This is a genomic window from Alteromonas antoniana, assembly GCF_019249295.1.
In the GTDB taxonomy this organism is placed as follows: Bacteria; Pseudomonadota; Gammaproteobacteria; order Enterobacterales; family Alteromonadaceae; genus Alteromonas; species Alteromonas antoniana.
In genome coordinates this window covers 1-21413 of record NZ_JAESDH010000038.1, presented here as the reverse complement: position 1 = coordinate 21413, position 21413 = coordinate 1, and the positions used below count along the sequence as shown (strand labels likewise).

Below are 21413 nucleotides of genomic sequence, written 5' to 3'. Positions count from 1 at the left end.
GTTCCTACTGCTTGTGTTGTTCGATGAGGTCGATGAAGTGATCAAACAGATCGGCCGCTTCGTGCGGACCCGGGCTGGCTTCAGGGTGGCCCTGGAAGCTGAATGCCGGCTTATCTGTCCGATGAATACCCTGCAATGACTTATCAAACAGCGACACGTGGGTCACTTCAAGATTATCTGGCAAGGTGCTTTCATCAACGGCGAACCCGTGGTTCTGACTGGTGATCATAACCACATCTTTCTTTAAGTCTTTCACCGGGTGGTTAGCACCGTGGTGGCCAAACTTCATTTTCACCGTTTTCGCACCACTGGCCAGTGCCAGCAGCTGGTGACCTAAGCAGATACCAAATGTCGGAATGCCTTTCGCTACAATGGTTTTAATGGCTTCAATGGCGTAGTCGCATGGCTCAGGATCGCCAGGACCGTTCGATAAGAACACACCGTCTGGGTTCATCGCCAGTACATCCTCGGCTGAGGTCTGTGCCGGAACCAGCGTAATTTTACATCCGCGGTCAGATAACATCCGCAGGATGTTGTGTTTCACGCCATAGTCATACGCGACAACGTGATACTTGTGTGAATCGGGTGTCACATACCCTTTGCCCAGTTGCCAGCTTCCTGCTGTCCAGTTTTTCACCTCTTTGGTGCACACTTCTTTGGCCAGATCCATGCCTTTCAGGCCGGGGAAGCCTTTCGCCGCTTCCAGCGCTTTCGCTTCGTCCAGCGTATCGTCACATACGATGCAACCATTCTGTGCGCCTTTGTCGCGCAGAATCCGTGTTAAACGACGAGTGTCGATGTCAGCAATTCCTACTATCCCTTTTGCTTTAAGGTAGTCAGACAGTGTCTGTTGATTTCGGAAGTTGCTGGCAACCAGCGGAAGATCACGAATAACTAAGCCTTTGGACCAGATAGTATCTGCTTCCACGTCTTCTTCGTTTGTTCCGGTATTGCCAATGTGTGGGTAAGTGAGTGTGATGATTTGTTCAGCGTAAGATGGGTCGGTAAGGATTTCCTGATAGCCAGTCATTGAAGTATTAAAGACAACTTCACCAACGGACGTACCTTGAGCACCAATGGCGGTGCCTTTAAAAACGGAACCATCCTCTAACACCAAAAGGGCAGAATTAGCCAAGTCAACCTCCAGATTAAGGGTAACCGAGTGTTTCAACAGAAATCTGTTAAAACCGCACAAAAAACGGGAGGTAAGGTGTAATTTACTTCCCGTTTACAGATCTTTGCAGCTAATAAAACTGCGTCATACAGCAAAATGACGCGAAATTTTGGCAAATTCCAATGAGTATACATGACTCTTCGGAAGAGGTCTAATTAGATTTAGAAAAATAGTTAAAATAGCTCCCTAACCTAATTTTATCCCCCAAAGGCCGAAAAGTAGCATTTATGTCACTCGATGGGCCTATTTATATTGCTGCTGATTCATTTATTCGGGCAGGCCGATAACCTGCGCCATGGAATACAACCCCGGGGATTTATCGCGTAACCACACCGCCGCGTGTACAGCGCCTTTCGCAAACGTCAGACGACTTGACGCCTTATGCGTTATTTCCAGACGCTCGCCAATATCCGCAAACAGCGCGGTATGCTCTCCCACGATGTCGCCCGCACGCACCGTTGCGAACCCGATAGTTTTCTGGTCACGGGCAGGCTCTTTACCTTCACGGCCATACACCGCACATTCAGACAAATTTCGTCCCAGCTCATCAGCAATCGCCATACCAATCGCCATGGCCGTGCCAGATGGCGCATCCTGTTTAAAACGGTGATGCGCTTCGGTTATTTCTATGTCTGCGGTATTCCCCAGAGCCTTTGCCGCCTGTCGCACCAATGACAACATCAGGTTTACGCCAACACTGTAATTTGCGGCAAAAACAATGGGGATATGTTCAGCGGCCTGCGTTAAGCGAGCTAACTGGTCATCGGATAATCCTGTTGTTCCTATCACTACGGGTACTTTATTTTCTACGCACCAGTTCACATTCGCATCGAAAGCAGCCGGCAGGGTAAAGTCGATCATGACATCGGCGTCGCTGGCCGATATCTGACTGACGCCGGTACAATTTACCGGCAGTGAGCCAACTCCAGCCAACTCCCCTACGTTCATTCCAACCCAGGGAGAATCATCTCTGACCGTAGCAACACTTAACTCTGCCTGTTCACTTTGCTGGAGTGCTTCAATTAATACCCGACCCATGCGCCCGTTGGCGCCGAAAATACCTGCTTTCATTTGTTGTCTTTTGCCATTCTCCGGTGCCTGCATTGTGCACTATGAGAAAAGTGAAAAAAACCACCAGCGTCAAATATCGTACACCGACGTCAAATATCGTAAAGGTTGCGTAAGTTACCGTTACAGATATTGCGTACGGCATCGCTTTCACGCAAAGTGAGATGTAACAAAGACAATGCAGTTAACCGTAGTTGCAATCTGTGCCTGATAAGCGTGCGCAGGCCATGTGAATTATCAGTGCTAAACCAAAGATAAGTGAGTAAATGAAGGTCGCAGATAATATTGAAGCGACCGTTTTTTTTACAAACACGGGCAAACTATAAAGACTGTAACGACTGCAAAGACTGCAAAGACTGCAAAGACTGCAAAGACAAGCGTACGTTAGGCTTGGCAGGCATTCTCAATAATACGTTCGAATAAAAGGAAGGCGTTAATGGAAAAGCGGCTGATTTGGGATCTCCCCACACGGTTATTCCACTGGCTACTGGTAGCCTCACTGACTATTCAGTATGCAACCGCAGAATGGATGGATGATGCCATGCAATGGCACTTCTACGTCGGTTACTTTACTATCGGACTTGTGCTTTTCCGCATTATCTGGGGCTTTATCGGCCCCGAACACGCCCGTTTCCGGCACTTTCTGAAAGGGCCTGGCGCCATAGCCTCTTATTTTCGTACATTACCAGATAAACATGCAGCCGCTCACACCGGTCACAACCCGCTGGGTGGCGTGTTTGTCGTTGTTATGTTGCTGCTTATTGCCGTTCAGGCTGTCAGTGGATTATTTATGACCGACGATGTTTTTCTGGACGGCCCCTACCGCCACCTTGTCAGCAGTGAAACCCAGGATCTGATGAATACGCTGCATCACCAGGTTATCAATGCTTTGCTGCTGGTTATTGCCCTGCATATTGCCGCTATCGCATTTTATGCCATTTATAAGAAGCAATCGCTGACGCCCCCGATGATCCATGGCAAGAAAGCCACTAACTCTCCGGGAATCTCCTCCTCGCGTTTATTGTTAGCAGTGATTGTCATCGCGATTGTCGCCGCCATTGTTTACGCAGGCGTGGAAGTGCTGCCCCCGGAACCGGTTGATGACGGATTTTATTATTAGCTGCTTGGGCGATGTTGATGATGAGTTTTACTATTCACTGCTTAGGCAATGTTAATGATGGTTTTATTATTAGCTCCTGATGCGGTTCAGTATTCAAAATAAATAATGAACAAAGAGAAACTGGCTCTGGCGGATCCGGACATTATTTTGCTGTGCATGTCGGCAGCCCTGCCGACATGCACTGGTTAATACGTCCGTTCCCCGCTTTCCTGCTTGCTGTTTGTTAAATACTTCTCCCGATAAGGCCTGCTGGCTGCATTTACCGCCACCCCATCGCTGTTCAGGTATTTCCCCCACGTGCGGTTAAAGGCAGTGCGCAATAGCTACACACACGTGATTTCTGCTTGTAACTTTTTCAGGCAACGCACCGTAACTGTGCATCGCTTCGCTCCCCTGCCATTATAAATCAACAACTTAAGTGAGAATTTTACGGCATTTCTACGTGCACACTTCTTGCAACTGCAGTCTGAGTACAGTGGAAAATCACCCCAAGGTGAATTCAACACTGGCCTGGTAAGTATTCTGTTTTTCATTTCGACATCCATCGGAGTTAGTTTTTCTGATGTCTGAAGTGTGAACACAGGCCACGTTGCATTAGGAGAGTACTATGTCAGCAAGTCGCGATATCGGTGTCATCACCATCGTTAAAAACCGCATCCCACAATTTTACGCGTTACTTAAAAGCCTTGAGGCATCAGAACATAAGCCGAAAGAGCTGGTTGTTGTCTGGATGACATCGCCGTCTTCTCATTCGTTAGTGCAGTCTGAACATTTTCCGGTAAAACATTGCTTTTCAACAACCGACTCACTGCCCATTGCTAAAGCCCGTAACCGTGGCGCAGCGGCCACTAACGCAGCTACGCTTCTGTTTTTGGATGTGGATTGCGTGATCCATCCGACACTGCTGACACAGGTCAGCACAAACGTATCCCGCGGTACGACAATAGGTTCAGAAATGACAGAGCTGAAAGTCATACCTGAAGGTGCCGGGTACGATGAAGTAAGCCGTCTTCCTGAATCCAGAGAGTCGCGTCACAGCGCACTACAGCACAAACCGAAAGGCTTGCAGTCATCGTTGTTCGCGGTTTCAAGAGAGGATTTTGACAGGGTGGAGGGTTTTGATGAAAACTACGCTGGCTTCGGCATCGGGGATATCGATTTTGCCACACGCTGCAACCGCGTTGGGATCACACACCGGACACTGCCACTGGTCACTTATAAACAGTATCGCCAGTGCCGCGCCTATCCGTTAAATCACCTGCTGGATATTGTCAGTAACGCTAACCTCTACAGAAATAAGTGGGGTTACTATCCGAAAACCCAGTGGTTAACTACCTTTATGGCGAGAGGATTTGTTAATAAGTCATCCGTGCACGCACCACTTACCGTGACCCGTTTACCTACGGTGAAGGAGATCCGCTCGGCGATGGCCGGGATCCCGGTAGAAGCTGAACGTCACGCAGAAAACGAAACTCGTCTGTCCGCGTAAGTCATATCTCGGTAAAAGCCTGATTCTCTGAGCAAGCAGGCTTTCACCGCTTGTTATTCTGACCAAGAGCAGCTCTCGGCGCATACTCTCATGATGTCTGCGCCAGCCACTGTTATCATCATGAATGTCGCTACCCGTTAACCAACCCCTGGGTTTTCATGATTTCCTGTATTTCCGGCACACTGGCAGGATCATCAATGGTTGAGGGCACAGTCACATCCTGATCTGCGGCAATCTGACGCAGCAACTTACGCAGAATTTTTCCTGAGCGGGTTTTCGGCAACCGTGGTACTACTACCGCGCGCTGGAAACATGCAATGGGGCCTATCTCTTTTCGCACCATACCGACCAGTTCAGACTGCAGCGTTTCCTCGTCAATATCGGTGCCGTCTTTGAGTAGCACCAGACCCACCGGCACCTGTCCTTTCAGGCTGTCATGTACGCCGATTACGCTGCATTCTGCCACCGCATTGTGGGCAGCTAAAATCTCTTCCATCTCACCGGTCGAAAGCCGGTGGCCAGCTACATTAATCACATCGTCAGTGCGCCCCATGATAAACACGTAGCCGTCATCATCTTTATAGCCACCGTCACCTGAACAGTAATAGCCGGGAAAATCGCTGAGATATCCGCTTTTAAAACGTGCGATATCTCCCCAGATTGTTGGCAGGCACCCCGGTGGCAACGGCTGCTTAATGGCAATCGCGCCCTGCTCTCCTGCCGGTAACTCGTTACCTTGTGCATCCAGCACCTGTACGTTAAATCCCGGCGTAGGTAAGGTGGACGAGCCTGGCTTCGGTTTCATGGTCTCGATACCCGTGGGGTTCGCGCAAATGGCCCAGCCCGTTTCGGTCTGCCACCAGTGATCAACCACCGGACGACCGGTCTTTTCCACTGTCCACAGATAGGTTGGCGGGTCTAACCGCTCACCTGCCATAAAAACGGTTTCCAGCGAGCTGATATCGTAGTTTGCCAGTTGCAGTGCTTCGGGATCTTCTTTTCGGATTGCGCGAAATGCAGTAGGTGCCGCAAACAGCGCCTTTATTTTGTATTCTTCGGTCATGCGCCAGAATGCGCCGCTGTCAGGAGTTCGGACCGGTTTCCCCTCGTATACGACGGTAGTGCAGCCGTGCAGTAAGGGGCCATATACAATGTAAGAATGCCCGACTACCCAACCAACATCTGATGCAGCCCAGAACACCTCCCCAGGGCGCATGTTATACACCGCATCCATTGAATACTTCAGCGCCACGGCATGCCCGCCGTTATCACGTACCACCCCTTTAGGCTTGCCAGTGGTGCCTGAGGTATAGAGTATGTACAGCGGATCGGTCGCCATTACCGGCACACAGTCTGCCGGCTCTGCACCGGCCATCGCGTCGTTCCAGTCCAGATCGCGTGACTGGTCCAGCGACGCCCTGGCCTGTTCCCGCTGATATACGATACAACAGTCTGGTTTATGCTTAGAAAGCGAGATGGCTTCATCAACCAGCCCTTTGTATTCAATCACCTTCGCCACTTCAATACCGCAAGACGCGGTAACCAGCACTTTAGGCTCGGCATCTTCAATTCGCACTGCAAGCTCGTGCGGTGCAAACCCACCAAACACGACAGAATGAATAGCGCCAAGACGTGCAACGGCCAGCATCGCAATCACAGCCTCTGGGATCATGGGCATATAAATAACCACCCTGTCTCCCTTCTCTACGCCCTGATCGCGCAGCGCGCCTGCAAACGTCGCCACCGCATCCCGCAACTGAAGATAAGTATACTGCTGCTTACTCTGCGCCACCGGAGAGTCGTAAATAATCGCCACCTGGTCAGCGCGACCATTTTCCACATGATGGTCAAGTGCCATGTAAGCGGTATTCATTTCGCCGTCGCTAAACCAGCGGTCGATGCCGTTGTCGTCTTTGGTCAAAACCGATTTCGGCGGCGTAAACCAGGCAAGGCGGGCGGCTTTGTCGGCCCAGAATTTCTCAGGCTCATGAATCGATTGGCGGTATTCTTCTGCATAAGTCATGGTTCGGCTCACTTTTCTTGTAGGGTACAGAGTGTCGTCAGCTCTGACATTTTTGATTTTTTAAACATTAATACAAAAATGTCGACAATACAGATAAGACTTAAGGCGTAGATAACCTATACTATTGAATTGGCTAATGTTATTGAGAGGAAAAAATCAGCAGTTAAGATCTGACGCTGCTGCAGGCGACCCGCTTTGCCATAAAAGCCGCTTATTTTGTGCTGGTGTTATCACTACCTTGCTGATCTTTCAGTAGTTCCAACCACTTTTCTATTGCCATCGGGCGAGCCAGATAAAACCCCTGGAAAATCTCACAGCCACGCTTCTTGAGGTAGCTCATCTGTATTTCGTTTTCAATACCTTCCGCTACCGTTCTTATTTTCATTGCGCTGGCCATTTCCACAATAGTGTCGACAATAGGCACATCTTCGCCACTGAAGTTGATTTCATCAACGAAGTAACGATCAATCTTTAATTCAGAGATCGGCAATTCTTTAAGGTAACTCAGGCTTGAATATCCGGTTCCAAAGTCATCTATTGAAAACGCAAAACCCAGGTTAGATAGCTTTTCGATACGCTTGCGTACCAGGTCTATACTTTTGACCAGCGTGGTTTCGGTGATTTCCATCACTAGCTCATGAGGTGATACGCCCCATTGCCGTGTGGTTTCTAATAAACGCTCGCTGAAATCCGCGCGGGCAATATGGCGACCACTGATATTCACTGCAATTCGGGTAGGTACGCCCTGTTGACGACACTCGTGCAGCAATTTGCAGGCTTCATTTACAACCCAGTAACCGATTTCCACAACAGCGTCACTTTCCTCAGCGATAGGAATAAATTCGCCGGGACCGATAGCCCCAATAGCAGAATGATTCCAGCGCAGTAACGCTTCTGAACATATGATATTCCCGGCACCATCAAATTGCGGTTGCAGTACCAGATAGAATTCGTTGTCGGTGAGTGCCCGGTTAAATGACTGACTAATATAGTTGTGACGCTCGTAGTCTTCGAAGGCCGAACGCTCCAGAGAAACACGACCACCATGACCCTGTGCTTTGGCTCGCTTTTTACCAAACTCCAGAATGCCGATAACTTTTTCGTAGCTAGCCGTACTGCCATGGATGTGTGCTGATGAAATTGACGACGTTATTACATGCGAATGACCGTGAAGCGTCATCTCACTTAACACATCGTTGTATAATGACCACTCCATCGAGTTGAGCATGTCAGTGACTTTTTTATCTGTCTCAAGCACGGGCTCAGCATGCAAAATAATAAACTGGTCTGCCACCCCCCGATAAATGCTGAAACGTGAAGACAGGCAACGCTTCAGCCGCCCTGCAATCACCTGCAATATATAGTCGCCGGTAGCCTTTCCGAAAGAGAGATTATATTGAGAGAAATTATCCAGATTCAGCAGGCAACAATAGATATCATGGTTGCTGCTGTGCGCCTGCTCAATAAGTTTGCGTAAATCCTTTTCGAAGGATTTCATATTGGGCAGGCTGGTGATGTCATCATAGTAAGCCACTTTCAGAATGTGATCAGTGGCTTCTTTACGCTCGGTAATATCGCGTACAATTCCTACGAAACGACGTTGTCCATCCAGCGTGACTTCCGATAGCGACAGCTCAATGGGGAACGTGTGCCCCGAGCTATGCTTTGCCACCAGTTCGCGGCCATAGCCGATGATATTCGCTTTACCGGTCTCCAGATAATTCTGCACGTATGTAGAATGATGTTTTGCCTCGTTTTCAGGCATTAATACCGTGACATCCTGCCCGACAAGATCATCGGCGCTGATACCGAAAATATTATCGACCGCTTCGTTGGCGGTTATCACCGTGCCGTCTTCATCCATGGTGAGTACAGCATCATTGAGGTTATCCAGAATAGTCGCAAGGTAGGTGGTGTAATTGTGCTCTGTGTCTGATAACCGGCGCTGCTCGGTAATGTCCTGAATAGAGCCGTAAACCCGTCTTACCTTGTCGGCAGACACATTTGCCCTGCCGGTCACTTTCACCCAACGGGCATTGTGAGCAGCATCATAGAATGGCAGCTCAAGACTGAACGGCAAGCCTTTCTCTACCGTCGCGTTTAGTGCATTACGCACGTCATTGCGCACGTCTTTAGGGAAGTTTGCCAGTGCCCGGTGTACGGTGATATCGGTGGTCTCGTCAACACCAAATAACCGGTAGGTTTCCGCCGTCCAGGTAATGCGGCCACATTCGACGTCATATTCCCAGCCGCCGGTTTTGGATATCAGACCAATTTCATCAAGCAACTGGACCTTTTCGGTCAGGCGGTCTGCATATGGATGACGAGCCAGGCGGGACTGAATATCCAGAGACAACCGCTGGCGAGCAATGTCAATGTACGCGGACTCAATTGCAGATAAGGTTTTTCGAGAGAACACGAACAACAATGTACCGGTGACATAGTCCTGCGCATCGGTAATACGCGTTAATACAATCCAGCTTGACTGGCAGTCAGAAAGCGAGGCCGGCCAGGTAAATTCATCCCCGGGTAAGGGAGCGGAGACAGCAGTTAACGACAATAGCGTCTGACAATGTCCCGGCAACCCGATATGGTCACCATCTTGCAGCGGTGTGTCACAGGAATATGCCATAACAGGCGCATCTTGCGTTTGATGATGCGTAGCCAGCAACAATACCAATGACGCACCCGTATTTTTCCGGGCATCATCTAAAATGCCAGACATCACAACATCCCGTCCATCGGGAAGGTACGACTGCAAACTGTACGACAGATTCACGTATCGCTCTCCTTACGAAACTGACCTTGTGAATGAATTAAAACCGCGGTGAGTGTCCTGAAAATAGTAATCATTGCTTCGTACTGCAATAAGCGTAGTAAATGATAACGATTTAAGCCATTACCACTGTAGGTTTTGGCCAGCAGAAGTGTGTACTACAAAGTGGCGCGAGGGTAGCAATCACAAACCGGTTTTTCCAGCGTAATTCGCTTAGTCCCCGTGATAATCCGGTAAATTAATGTTACCAGCGTAAAACCGCGACGAAGTGAAGTAAGAAACTAAGAATAATCTACTAAAGCGAGGGGTTTAAAAAAGGCAATAAAAAACGCCGCTGATGCGGCGTTTTTTCAATGAACTGAGTTAGTCTTTTTTATAATCATCGTGGCAGGACTTGCAAGATGCACCGACGTTGCCAATGGCACTGCGGTATTCACTCTCATTTCCCGCTTCAACAACGCTCTGCAAATTCGCAGCCGCGGTTTTTAATGCTGACACTTTCTCTTCTACGTTCGGGAAGTTTTCCCAAATCGCATCTTTCGCGCCGGTATCTACGTCAAACTTGCGCGTATCTACTGAAAGATAATCCACCATCATATCGGCCAGTTGCTCAAGACGCACAGCGTTGGTCATCATGACCTCTTCATTATAAGGGATTGCGCCTTTGGCCATGCCACCTAATGGCCCCATGTTGCTTTTTACTAACTGAAAAAGCGACTGGCGATACTCTACCGCGGCTTCTGCGTGTTTCTCTGAAACAGCTTCCGCAGCAAATGCAGAGCCCGTCATTGTGGCCAGTAACGCTGTGCCTGCCAGCGTGCGTACAAATTTAAAAGTCATTAGGAAAGATTCTCCGGTCTTGTCACATTTCCGTTTGTTTACAAAGCCTGAATGACTACGCTGCCAACGCGCCGTCAGATCTTTGCGAATACCGAGCCAGAAAGCGGCATCAGTGTAGAATACTGATTTTCATGCTCATTAATAGATTAAGCCCTCCATAAGGAGGGCTCAATGCTTAGTTGGTGAGGTCGTCGAAGAATTTCTTCACTCCGTCGAAGAACCCCTGTGCTTTGGGGCTATGTTTGGCTGATTCCTTGCCCATCGATTCCTCAAGCTCTTTTAGCAATTCTTTCTGTCGCGACGACAGATTTACCGGAGTTTCCACCACCACTTTGCACATGAGATCGCCCATGGCGCCGGTACGAACTGATTTCACGCCTTTTCCACGCAGACGGAACATTTTGCCGGTTTGCGTTTCAGGGCCTATTTTCAGCTTAACTTTACCGTCAAGTGTGGGAACTTCCAGCTCGCCACCTAACGCAGCAGTGGTAAAACTCAGCGGCACTTCGCAATAAAGGTTGTTGCCGTCACGGGCGAAAATTTTGTGTTCGCGTACGTGAACCTGCACATATAAGTCTCCTGGCGGTGCTCCGGCTTCGCCAGCTTCACCCTCACCAGACAGACGAATACGGTCGCCGGTATCGACACCCGCTGGAATTTTCACATTCAGCGTTTTGGTCTTTTCTACACGGCCCTGGCCACGGCATTTGGTGCACGGATCGCTGATGATCTGCCCTTTGCCCGAACAGGTTGGACAGGTTTGCTGTACTGCAAAGAAGCCCTGACGCATCTGAACCTGACCGTTACCATGACAGGTTGGACAGGTTGTTGGCTTAGAGCCGGCTTTCGCGCCTGAACCATCACACTTGTCACACTCTACCAGCGTAGGTACGCGGATATCCACGTCCTTGCCACGCACGGCTTCTTCGAGTGACAGCTCCAGGTTGTAACGCAAATCTGCGCCCTGTCGTGCTCTGGACTGACGACCGCCACGGCCACCACCAAAAATATCGCCAAAGACATCACCAAAGATATCGCCAAAATCGGCACCACCACCGAAGCCTGCGCCACCGCGATTTGGATCCACACCGGCATGGCCGTACTGATCGTACGCCGCACGTTTCTGCGAATCAGTCAGGATCTCATAGGCTTCCTGGATTTCCTTAAACTTATCTTCCAGCGCTTTATCGCCTTGGGTGCGATCAGGGTGGTATTTCATCGCCAGCTTTTTATACGCTTTTTTAATTTCGCGTTCGCCAGCGCTTTTATCTACCCCTAGCACTTCGTAGTAGTCACGTTTCGACATATCGCTTACTTTTCCTACTAATTTTGTTCAGCTGACACAAGTATCAGACTGAATAATACTGCTTACCGTTGTGCGTCTTTTAACACAACAAAAGGCGCAACAAGTTGTCCCTGTTGCGCCTGAACTGCTTATGGTGCCCGGTGAAACGCCTGACGCTTACCGGGCAAGTGCAACAGCTTACTTCTTATCGTCGTCTTTCACTTCTTCGAATTCAGCGTCAACAACGTCGTCGTCAGCTTTGCCAGCATCCTGCGCCTGCGCATCGCCTTCGCCGCCAGCTGCACCTTGCTGTGCCTGCGCCGCTTCCATCAGCTTGCTTGACGCCTGGATAAGCTCTTGTGTCTTGGCTTCGATTTCTTCTTTATCTTCACCTTTCACAGCAGTTTCCAGAGCAGACAAGGCGTCTTCGATTGGCGCTTTGTCTTCAGCAGACAACGCATCGCCCACTTCTTCAAGCTGCTTACGTGTAGCGTGAATCATGCCGTCAGCCTGATTGCGAGCCTGAATCAGCTCTTCAAACTTCTTATCTGACTCTTTGTTCGCTTCCGCATCAGCTACCATTTTCTCGACTTCTTCATCGCTTAAGCCTGAAGACGCTTTAATTGTGATTTTTTGCTCTTTGCCAGTGTCTTTGTCTTTCGCAGACACGTGCAGGATACCGTCAGCATCGATGTCAAAAGCGACTTCGATTTGCGGTACACCGCGAGCCGCAGGACGAATACCTTCTAAGTTAAACTGACCCAGAGACTTGTTACCCTGCGCCTGTTTACGCTCCCCCTGCAGTACATGCACGGTTACCGCAGACTGATTGTCTTCTGCTGTAGAGAAAGTTTGCGACTTCTTCGAAGGAATCGTCGTATTCTTCTCGATAAGCACGGTCATTACGCCGCCCATGGTTTCGATACCCAGAGACAGAGGCGTTACGTCCAGTAGCAGTACGTCTTTTACGTCACCAGACAGAACACCGCCCTGGATAGCCGCACCTACCGCAACCGCTTCGTCAGGGTTCACGTCTTTACGTGGCTCTTTACCAAAGAACTCCGTTACGTACTTCTGTACCAGCGGCATACGCGTCTGACCACCTACCAGAATGATATCGTGAATGTCATTCACTGACAGGTCAGCATCGGCAAGCGCCTGCTTCACTGGGTTCAGTGAGTTTTTCACCATATCTTCAACAAGAGATTCCAGCTTCGCACGGGTTACTTTGATTGCCAGGTGCTTAGGACCTGATGAATCAGCAGTAATGTACGGCAGGTTCACCTCAGTTTGCTGTGAAGAAGACAGTTCAATTTTCGCTTTCTCACCGGCTTCTTTCAGACGCTGCATGGCCAGTGGATCTTTACGCAGATCAATGCCCTGGTCTTTCTTAAACTCGTCTACCAGATACGTGATCATGCGGTTATCGAAATCTTCACCACCTAAGTGCGTATCACCGTTAGTTGCCAGTACTTCGAAGGTGTGCTCGCCATCTACTTCATCGATTTCGATGATAGAGATATCGAACGTACCACCACCTAAATCATAAACCGCAACAACGTTATCGCCTTTCTTCTTGTCCATGCCGTAAGCAAGGGCAGCAGCCGTTGGCTCGTTGATAATACGTTTTACTTCCAGACCTGCGATACGACCTGCGTCTTTAGTTGCCTGACGCTGAGAATCGTTGAAGTACGCCGGTACCGTAATAACTGCGCCTGTTACTTCTTCGCCCAGATAGTCTTCGGCGGTCTTTTTCATTTTCTTCAGTACTTCAGCAGAAACCTGAGGAGGCGCCATTTTTTCGCCTTTGGCTTCTACCCACGCATCACCGTTGTCTGCCTTGGTAATTGTGTAAGGCATGATGTCGATGTCGCGCTGTACTTCTTTGTCTTCAAAACGACGGCCAATCAGTCGTTTGATGGCAAACAAGGTGTTGGTTGGGTTAGTGACAGCCTGACGTTTTGCAGACTGACCTACCAGTGTTTCACCGTCGTTAGTGTAAGCGATAATTGATGGCGTGGTGCGATCACCTTCCGCGTTTTCAATTACTCGCGGTTTGTCGCCGTCTAGAACTGCGACACATGAATTTGTTGTACCTAAGTCGATACCAATGATTCTACCCATTACGTGTCTCCGAAAAGTCTTTTTAAATACTTGCTATTTTTGTGGGGTTATTTCCCACGTATTTCAATACCTGTCAGAAAAAAACTTCTGACTTTCTTAAGCTTGGGTATCTACCCCATCACTTGGTGCGCGTGACACCATAACCATGGCAGGTCGCAGCAAACGGCCATTTAAGGTGTAGCCTTTTTGCATTACTGCCATAACAGTATTCGGTTCGTGCTCTGCACTTTCCTGCATCGACATCGCCTGATGCAGATCCGGATTGAAGCTCTCGCCCTGCGGATCAACCACCGCCAGCCCAAACTTCTCGATTGAGCTGATAAACGATTTGCGTGTCATTTCCACGCCTTCCAGCAGTGGCTTGACGGCCTCGTTCTCAGCATCGCCCACTTCAATCGCGCGCTCTAAGTTGTCGACTACCGGCAGTAGCTCACCAGCAAAACGCTCAAGCGCAAATTTGCGGGCTTTTTCTACTTCACCCTCTGCACGGCGACGGGCATTTTCCATTTCAGCGCGTGCACGCAGTACCGCGTCCTGTTGCTCTTTAATGGTTGCCTGTGCTTCAGACAGTGCGGTTTCTAACTCATAAATGCGCTGGGCATTTTCATCTACCGGCGAATCTTCGTTTGCCGGTGCAGTCTTCTGCTCTTGCGTCGCTTCTGCAGCCTGTGGTTCAGGTTGCTGCGCGTTCTGCTCTTCTTGTTGCTCCTGCACGTCGCGCGGTTCGCTCATGCCTACCTCCAGAATGTTGCGATAATTGGGGCAAAAAATACGTTGGGCTATTAATGGGGTTGGTTTGTCTGCCTTCAAGTGTATCCACAATTTTTTTATGGTTGGCGCACAAAATATCCTCTCGCGTGTCGGGATATGGTAGGTTAAGGCGTTGTTTCACCTACATAATAAACTCCATGCTAAGTATCTGGACTGTTGGCTGCATTGTGGCAATTTATCTCGGACTGCTGTTTTTACTGGCATTCTGGGGCGATAAGCGTTTGCGCGATAACCAGCAGCACCCGGTTTTATACAGCCTTGGGCTTGGTGTGCACTGTACATCCTGGGCTTTTTTCGGCACCACTACCCAAGCCTCACAATATGGCTGGGCAATCGTTCCGACCTATGCCGGTATTATGTTAACCATGGCATTCGCCTTCCCGGTTGTTCTGCGCATTGCCAGACTCTGTCAGCGACATAACGTCAGTTCACTGGCCGATTTGATTGGGCTGCGTTATCAGCATTCACACGTACTGGCAGGGCTGATAACGCTGTTAAGCTTTATTGGGGTTATTCCTTATATTGCGCTGCAACTGGATGCCATAACCGAAAGTATCAACCTGATCACCCCGAATACTCAGGACAGCACCGGCACGGTGGGGTTCTACGTTGCCGCACTGATGGCCTTGTTTGCCATTTTATTTGGTACGCGAACGCTGAACCTGACCGACAAGCATCCGGGATTACTATTAACCATTGCCGCCGAGTCGCTGATTAAACTTATTGCGCTGTGGGTAGTAGGCATATTTGTTTGCTACAGCCTGTTTGACGGTATCTTTGATGTGGTATCACAAGCCAGCCTTCATCCTGAAGCCAGAGAAGTTCTGTACGCCGACGCCGGAATTTGGGTATATATCAGTCACGTGATGCTTGGCGTGTGCTCAATGTTCGTGTTACCGCGTCAGTTTCATATGAACTTCATCGAACTGAACGGCGAAGGCGAGCTTCGTACGGCGCGCTGGTTGTTCCCGCTTTATCTGCTGGGCATGACGGTATTTATTCTGCCCATCGCGCTGGCCGGCAATATTCTTTTAGACTCGGCTGTAGAGTCAGACTCTTACGTACTCGCCCTGCCCCTTCAGGCCGAAAATGTCGCGGTATCAGTTACCGCCTTTATCGGCGGACTATCGGCAACTACATCGATGGTGATCGTGGCGACGCTGGCGCTTGGCATCATGATAGCGAACAACCTGATCACGCCGTTGTGGTTAAAAGTGGTATTAAAGCAGGATCCGCAAAACTCAATGAAGGCGAAAAACATTCTGACCATTCGCCGTCTCACTGTGCTGGTCGTGCTGTCGGTGGCATTCTGGTATCACCTGAATGTGAGTCAGTCTGCCCCTCTGGTAAAAAGCGGGATCATCGCGATTGCGCTGCTCGCACAGGCATTCCCCATCCTGATGTTCGGCGTGTACTGGAAGCGGGCCACAAAGCAGGCTGCCCAATGTGCATTACTTGCCGGCTTTATCTGCTGGCTGATGTGGCTGCTTTATCCCAGTATTATGTCCAGCTATTACTTCAACCCTGCCCCCACCGACGGTGAATTAGGGCTGGGCTTTGCATACTCGCTGTTAGTGAACTGCGCCGTTTTCATTGCTGTTGCTATGGTAACCCCCGCATCAGGGCAAAACCCGGAAGAAATAGAAACAACCGTGGCGGGCAAGCCGGATTTGGCAGTACGCATCAGCGATTTAATGGCGTTAACGGCGAAAGTGCTTGAACCAGAAGTAAATCGTGCGCTGATCAATCAGTTATCGGTAGATATCGACAAACAACGTGGCGGCTATGCCAGCAGTTCGCTGCTTTTACGGGTAGAAAAACTGATTGCCGCACAGGTGGGTAATCCCAGTGCCCGCATACTGTTAAGTGCCATCGCCGATACCTCGCAAGACTCGCTGCCTGAGTTAGTTGAGTGGGTGGAGGAAGCGTCACAGTCTTTTCAGTTCAATCACGAAGTGCTGCAATCGTCGGTGCAGAATATTGAACAGGGAATAAGTGTGCTGGATGACAAGCTGTGTATGCTGGCCTGGAACGAGCGGTATGTAGAGCTGTTTAACTATCCCCGGGGATATTTGAAAACCGGACTTCCCATAGAAGAGCTGCTGAAATACAACGCTGAACGCGGCCTGCTGGGAAAAGTGGAAGACTTTGAACAGGAAATCAGCAAACGCATTGAATATATGCGCAACGGTAGCCGGTATAAATATGTGCGCAAGCAACCTGACGGCCGGGTGGTTGAACTGAACGGCAGTCCCCTCCCCGGCGGTGGCTACGTGACCACCTACAGCGATATTACCGAATACATCGCTATTCAGGATGAGCTTGAACAGGCAAAAGCCGAGCTGGAGGACCGGGTTCGGCGGCGTACGGAAGAGTTGCACGATGCCAAGCTGGAAGCTGATCGCGCCAATGAAAGTAAAACCAAATTTCTGGCCGCCGCTGGCCATGATCTGATGCAGCCATTCAATGCTGCCACGTTATTTGCTTCGATGCTGGCACAGAAAAGCGCAGGCACAGACCAGGCAACGCTGACGGAAGGGTTGGTGAACTCGTTAAACAGCGCCGAAAGCCTGCTGTCGATGTTACTGGACATGACCAAGCTGGAATCCGGTATTCTGACCTCACAGATTTCGCAGTTTTGCCTGGACGATATTCTAAGCTCACTGGTGCGCGAGTTTTCTGTTATTGCCGACAAAGAAGGATTGTCTCTTCGCTACCAAAAAACCAATCTGATTGTGAAATCAGACAAAAAGCTGCTGCGCCGTATTGCGCAGAATTTGTTATCGAATGCGATCCGTTACACCCCTTCAGGCGGCGTATTGATTGGGGCACGACGAATAGGCAACGACCAGGTCGCCCTGTGTGTTTATGATACCGGCCCGGGGATCCCGGAAAACCAGCAAAAAGAGATCTTCAATGAATTTCATCAGCTGGATAATGACAATAATAACCAGGGACTGGGCCTGGGACTGACCATCGTTGAGCGGATAAGCCATTTATTGAAGCATCAGGTGCACCTTAAATCCGCTATGGGCAGAGGCACCGTCTTTTATGTTACCCTGCCCCGTTGTGAACGTGCGCTTCAGCGTGAAACCCTGCGGTCTGTGACGGTGAAAGAGCCTGCCGCTGCCGTGTTAGCGGGCAAACAGGTACTGCTGCTGGAAAACGATCAGCAAATTACCCACGCGATGACGACGTTGCTTGAAGACTGGGGTGCAACAGTGGTGTCGGCCGGCACCTATGCGCAGGCGCTGGCACGATGCCCGTCGCCACCAGATTTAATGCTGGTTGATTATCATCTGGATCATGGTGAAACCGGTATTGATGTTGCGAACTCGTTGCGGGAAAAATGGCAAGTGCTGGTACCAGGTATACTGAATACCGCGAATCGCAGTGATGGCATTCGCGACGACGCACTTGAAGCGCGGTTGCTGTACTTGCCGAAACCGGTTAAACCCGCAGCATTGAAGCGGCTGTTAAAACGTGAAGCGCGGTTTCTTGCGATGAAAGACGCTTAACGCCGCTACAACCTGTAATCAATAAGGACACATTATGTTTTTCCGAGCCATCCCACTGGCCCTGCTGGTGCTTTTCAGTTCGAGCTCACTTGCACAAACGATGGATGACATCGCCTCTCCTGCGCTGGATGACGCATTGCGCAGTGTTAAGCCAACAGCGATTTCGGTAAAAGGCGACGCAGCACGTTTTAAAACGCTGATACAACCTTATGGCCCGCTGGATTTAGTGATTCAGGATGAAAGTCTCACGACAGATGAGGCCTCTTCCCACAAAAACTTCTTTTTCGGGGCCGTCGGTTCCGCCGCCAAACTGGATAAACAAACCTTGTCGACGTTAATTAACAGCTGGTTTGGTAAGCCGCATCAAACTTCACTGGTACAAAACGCGCTGACCACCGCTCAGCTATTGCCAGTACTGGGGCGTGAAGTGAATGCGTTGGGCTCAGAGTATGTGCTGTCGGGCTGGGGAGAGAATGCTTACCGCTTTAATCATTGGGTGGTGAACCTTAACTCGGTTGAAGTTTATCGATGTGAAGGACAATACTTCCCCTGTACCGAGTTCACATTGACCACTGTAGAGAAACTGTCAGATGCCGATCAGGAAACGCTGCTGGAGGCGCGACGCCTAATTACCAAGCTGCGTAATGCCAATATCACCGCGGTAGTACAGCAACCTTCAGCGACACGCTATATCCTTGATGGCATTGCAGATAACGAAACGGGCCTTTATGTTCCCGTGGAAACCGAAACTGATATGCCTGAGCAGTTCAGCGGCGGTAAACAGGTGCAGAGTGCGGTGAACATGAATAATGGCGTTTGGATGTATCGGACAAATTAAATTCTGTTAATCCGGATCTTCCCTCTGACGTAAAAATAGCTCCATACATACTCACGCACTCGCGTGTCAGGAGCTATTGTGCGCCACGTTTTTCTTATTCTGCTGTTTTTCTTTTTTGCCTCTGTTTCTTACCCGAGTAAGGCGTCACTGATGACTTTCAGCTTTACCGGGATCATCGATGAGGTTAGCAATAATAACCAGTCTTACTGGAACGAACAAACCCTTGAGGGTATGACCGTTGAAGGTACGTTTACTTTGGATACAACAGACCCCATCGGAGGCCGGCTGGAAACTGGGTGGTACTGGTGGTGGGTAAACGATAATGCCCCACCGGTTCTCACCTCTCACATTTCGTTTGGCGGTACTTCATATTCGCTGAACAATGAAGGAACGTATAACGCTGAATACGACCAGTATAGTCCCGATGAGTTTATCTCGATGACAAACGGTCCGGATTTCGATGGCGGCCCGGTTGGCGACGGTGAGCATTTTACTGACCGAGCTGGCTTTACAGAAGACACAACAGATGGCGTGCGTAGCTCCTCATGGGAACTTGACGCCTGGTTTGTCGATTACGTTCGCGACTTTCTGCAGTTTCCCGAGCAAAGCACCTCTGCTGTTGAAATTCCGCCAGATTTTGAGCAGGTGTTCACGTGGGAAGACGACGATTTGAGTGACAACACCGAACGTCTGGGAAGGGGAAGTCTGAGCTATTATGAATCGCTTTATAGTGAGGAAAATGGTTTCACCACGCTTTATAACTCTTCAGTAAATTTCAACCTGACCCGATTTGAAGCCACGCGTGTGACCGCCCCAGCTACACTATTGATGCTACTGATTACAACAAGCATTATTTTTATCAGACGCACCAAAACACAAGCATAAACTGCACGAAATACACCATCTCGTGCAACACGGCGGTTTGGTGTATTTCTCCTTTCGGTTAAAAACACCATTTTGGGTTTCATGTTTTATTTCGGGGGCTTATAGCGTAATCTCGGATATACACAGATATTAAATACCCCAAAGTGGGCCGTGAATTTGCACCGTTTTGGGATCTAGTAAGTTGTTATGCGACACGGAGGTATCCTTGAATTGGAAAGCAATTCTTTTATATTCGACCTTCCTTTGTTTGGGAGAAATTGTAGTATCTGCCTTTCTCTATATTGCCTTTTCGCTAAACTACACTCTCTCCCTTGTAATTTTAATTCTTATAAACTTATTTGTTTTTAGCCTTTTCGCCATCCGCAATAGTTTCAAGGTAATGCCTAGCCTTTTTGCAATTTGGGCAATAAAAACATCTGGCAGTATAGCTTTATCAATTGCAATACTTGGCAGGAGTCCGCCTAACACCTTATTGCTGCTAGACATTTTTCTAGGCATCGTTACTATTTTATTAGCTATTTTGATTAGCAAAAAAGTAAAACGAAAGAGTGTCGCATAACAATCGCATTAACACTCGCTGCGCTCGCTAGGGACAAAAACACGTAGGCTCCCTTCGCTTCGCTCGGTATTATAGCCTACGCATTTTTGCCCCTATGCGGGTGTTATGTGCTAGTAGTAAGTTTTTAAATTGAGGATTTTATGGCTTTAAGGAAAGAAGACTTTTTGACTTCAATTTGGGCGTTTGACCCTAATGGGAAGAAAGTACATCCGTATAAAGGTGAGAAAGGTGCGAAAAAGGGATTTTTCTCAGTAAATTTCACCAACGACACTAACAACTTTAATCCTATGACTGAAGCTCAGTTAATAGAAGCGGTCGAAGCTGGTAAATTTAAAGATCGCGGCACAATTAGAATGTTGCCTTTGGATTATAAGCCGGGCGATGAGAGAAACGCTTTTGCTCCAGTGTATTTTGACAATAAGCCAGTGAAATCATTTGGTTGACTTTAGTTAGCACATAACAATCACATTAAGGCGGTCGCAAGCTCCCTGGGACAGTAACACGTGGGCTCTGTCGCTTCGCTCCTATTTTAGCCCACGTATTACTGCCCCTTATGTGGGTGTTATACACCAACCCTTTTTCAGTAAATTTAATAGATTCAGCACTTGGCTTTTCTCAGCATCTTTCGGCGCTTCTCAGCAAAAATCAGCGGCACCTTCACGGTCAAACAAGGTTCGCGCACCATAACTTCGCTCAGCTACGCTGTTCTCTTATTCCAAGTTCTTTAACCATGCTGGCAATCTGCTTTCGGTTTGCGTATAACAATCAAATTAAGGCGTGCGCCAGGGCGCACTGGGACAATAACACGCAGGCTCAACTCACTTCGTTCGCAGTATAGCCTGCCCGTTATTGCCCCTTATTTGGGTGTTAGCTGCCAAAAGGAATTCATACTTGGTCGGATATAAATGGAGATGCACAGCTTGCGAAAGCTTGAACGAAAGCA

General features: G+C 49.1%; 15 protein-coding genes. 7 read left to right on the top strand and 8 right to left on the bottom strand.

The window, feature by feature from the left end:
* Nucleotides 1-4: 4 nt before the first annotated feature.
* Both carA and dapB read right to left on the bottom strand, forming a co-directional pair.
* A complete protein-coding gene (gene carA, locus JKP77_RS20590; RefSeq protein ID WP_218313056.1) occupies nucleotides 5-1135 on the bottom strand; it encodes a glutamine-hydrolyzing carbamoyl-phosphate synthase small subunit in 1131 nt (376 codons plus the stop codon).
* A gap of 306 nt (nucleotides 1136-1441) precedes the next feature.
* The gene (gene dapB, locus JKP77_RS20585) at nucleotides 1442-2245 is read right to left on the bottom strand and encodes a 4-hydroxy-tetrahydrodipicolinate reductase (protein WP_218313055.1); all 804 of its coding nucleotides are present in this window, start codon (nucleotides 2243-2245) and stop codon (nucleotides 1442-1444) included.
* 433 nt (nucleotides 2246-2678) lie between these two features.
* On the opposite strand from dapB, the gene JKP77_RS20580 reads away from it, so the two are divergent.
* Nucleotides 2679-3362, top strand: coding sequence for a cytochrome b/b6 domain-containing protein (locus JKP77_RS20580; RefSeq protein WP_218313054.1), 684 nt, complete (start codon nucleotides 2679-2681; stop codon nucleotides 3360-3362).
* 607 nt (nucleotides 3363-3969) lie between these two features.
* On the top strand, nucleotides 3970-4851 hold the full coding sequence (locus JKP77_RS20575; protein ID WP_218313053.1) for a glycosyltransferase family 2 protein: 882 nt from the start codon (nucleotides 3970-3972) through the stop codon (nucleotides 4849-4851).
* A 130-nt stretch (nucleotides 4852-4981) separates the two neighbouring features.
* Here JKP77_RS20575 and JKP77_RS20570 read toward each other — a convergent pair whose 3' ends face one another.
* The 6 genes from JKP77_RS20570 to grpE form a co-directional block, all read right to left on the bottom strand.
* Nucleotides 4982-6874: a propionyl-CoA synthetase gene (locus JKP77_RS20570; RefSeq protein WP_218313052.1), complete on the bottom strand. Its 1893-nt coding sequence runs from the start codon at nucleotides 6872-6874 to the stop codon at nucleotides 4982-4984.
* Between the two features lie 211 nt (nucleotides 6875-7085).
* A complete protein-coding gene (locus tag JKP77_RS20565; protein WP_218313051.1) occupies nucleotides 7086-9653 on the bottom strand; it encodes a putative bifunctional diguanylate cyclase/phosphodiesterase in 2568 nt (855 codons plus the stop codon).
* Nucleotides 9654-10013: 360 nt separating this feature from the next.
* Nucleotides 10014-10490: a c-type cytochrome gene (locus JKP77_RS20560; protein WP_218313050.1), complete on the bottom strand. Its 477-nt coding sequence runs from the start codon at nucleotides 10488-10490 to the stop codon at nucleotides 10014-10016.
* Nucleotides 10491-10665: 175 nt separating this feature from the next.
* On the bottom strand, nucleotides 10666-11796 hold the full coding sequence (gene dnaJ, locus JKP77_RS20555; RefSeq protein WP_218313049.1) for a molecular chaperone DnaJ: 1131 nt from the start codon (nucleotides 11794-11796) through the stop codon (nucleotides 10666-10668).
* 177 nt (nucleotides 11797-11973) lie between these two features.
* Entirely contained in the window at nucleotides 11974-13899 is a 1926-nt protein-coding gene (gene dnaK, locus JKP77_RS20550; protein WP_218313048.1) for a molecular chaperone DnaK, read from the bottom strand.
* Between the two features lie 96 nt (nucleotides 13900-13995).
* Nucleotides 13996-14631: a nucleotide exchange factor GrpE gene (gene grpE, locus JKP77_RS20545; RefSeq protein WP_218313047.1), complete on the bottom strand. Its 636-nt coding sequence runs from the start codon at nucleotides 14629-14631 to the stop codon at nucleotides 13996-13998.
* 176 nt (nucleotides 14632-14807) lie between these two features.
* Here grpE and JKP77_RS20540 point away from each other — a divergent pair, with 176 nt between their 5' ends.
* From JKP77_RS20540 to JKP77_RS20520, 5 genes are all read left to right on the top strand, one after another.
* Nucleotides 14808-18188, top strand: coding sequence for a PAS domain-containing hybrid sensor histidine kinase/response regulator (locus JKP77_RS20540; RefSeq protein WP_218313046.1), 3381 nt, complete (start codon nucleotides 14808-14810; stop codon nucleotides 18186-18188).
* A gap of 34 nt (nucleotides 18189-18222) precedes the next feature.
* On the top strand, nucleotides 18223-19026 hold the full coding sequence (locus JKP77_RS20535) for a hypothetical protein (RefSeq protein ID WP_218313045.1): 804 nt from the start codon (nucleotides 18223-18225) through the stop codon (nucleotides 19024-19026).
* A 78-nt stretch (nucleotides 19027-19104) separates the two neighbouring features.
* Nucleotides 19105-19911: a hypothetical protein gene (locus JKP77_RS20530; protein WP_218313044.1), complete on the top strand. Its 807-nt coding sequence runs from the start codon at nucleotides 19105-19107 to the stop codon at nucleotides 19909-19911.
* 205 nt (nucleotides 19912-20116) lie between these two features.
* Entirely contained in the window at nucleotides 20117-20470 is a 354-nt protein-coding gene (locus JKP77_RS20525; protein ID WP_218313043.1) for a hypothetical protein, read from the top strand.
* Nucleotides 20471-20610: 140 nt separating this feature from the next.
* Nucleotides 20611-20913 (top strand): hypothetical protein, encoded by a 303-nt coding sequence (locus tag JKP77_RS20520; protein ID WP_218313042.1) that lies wholly within the window; start codon nucleotides 20611-20613, stop codon nucleotides 20911-20913.
* Nucleotides 20914-21413: the final 500 nt, after the last annotated feature.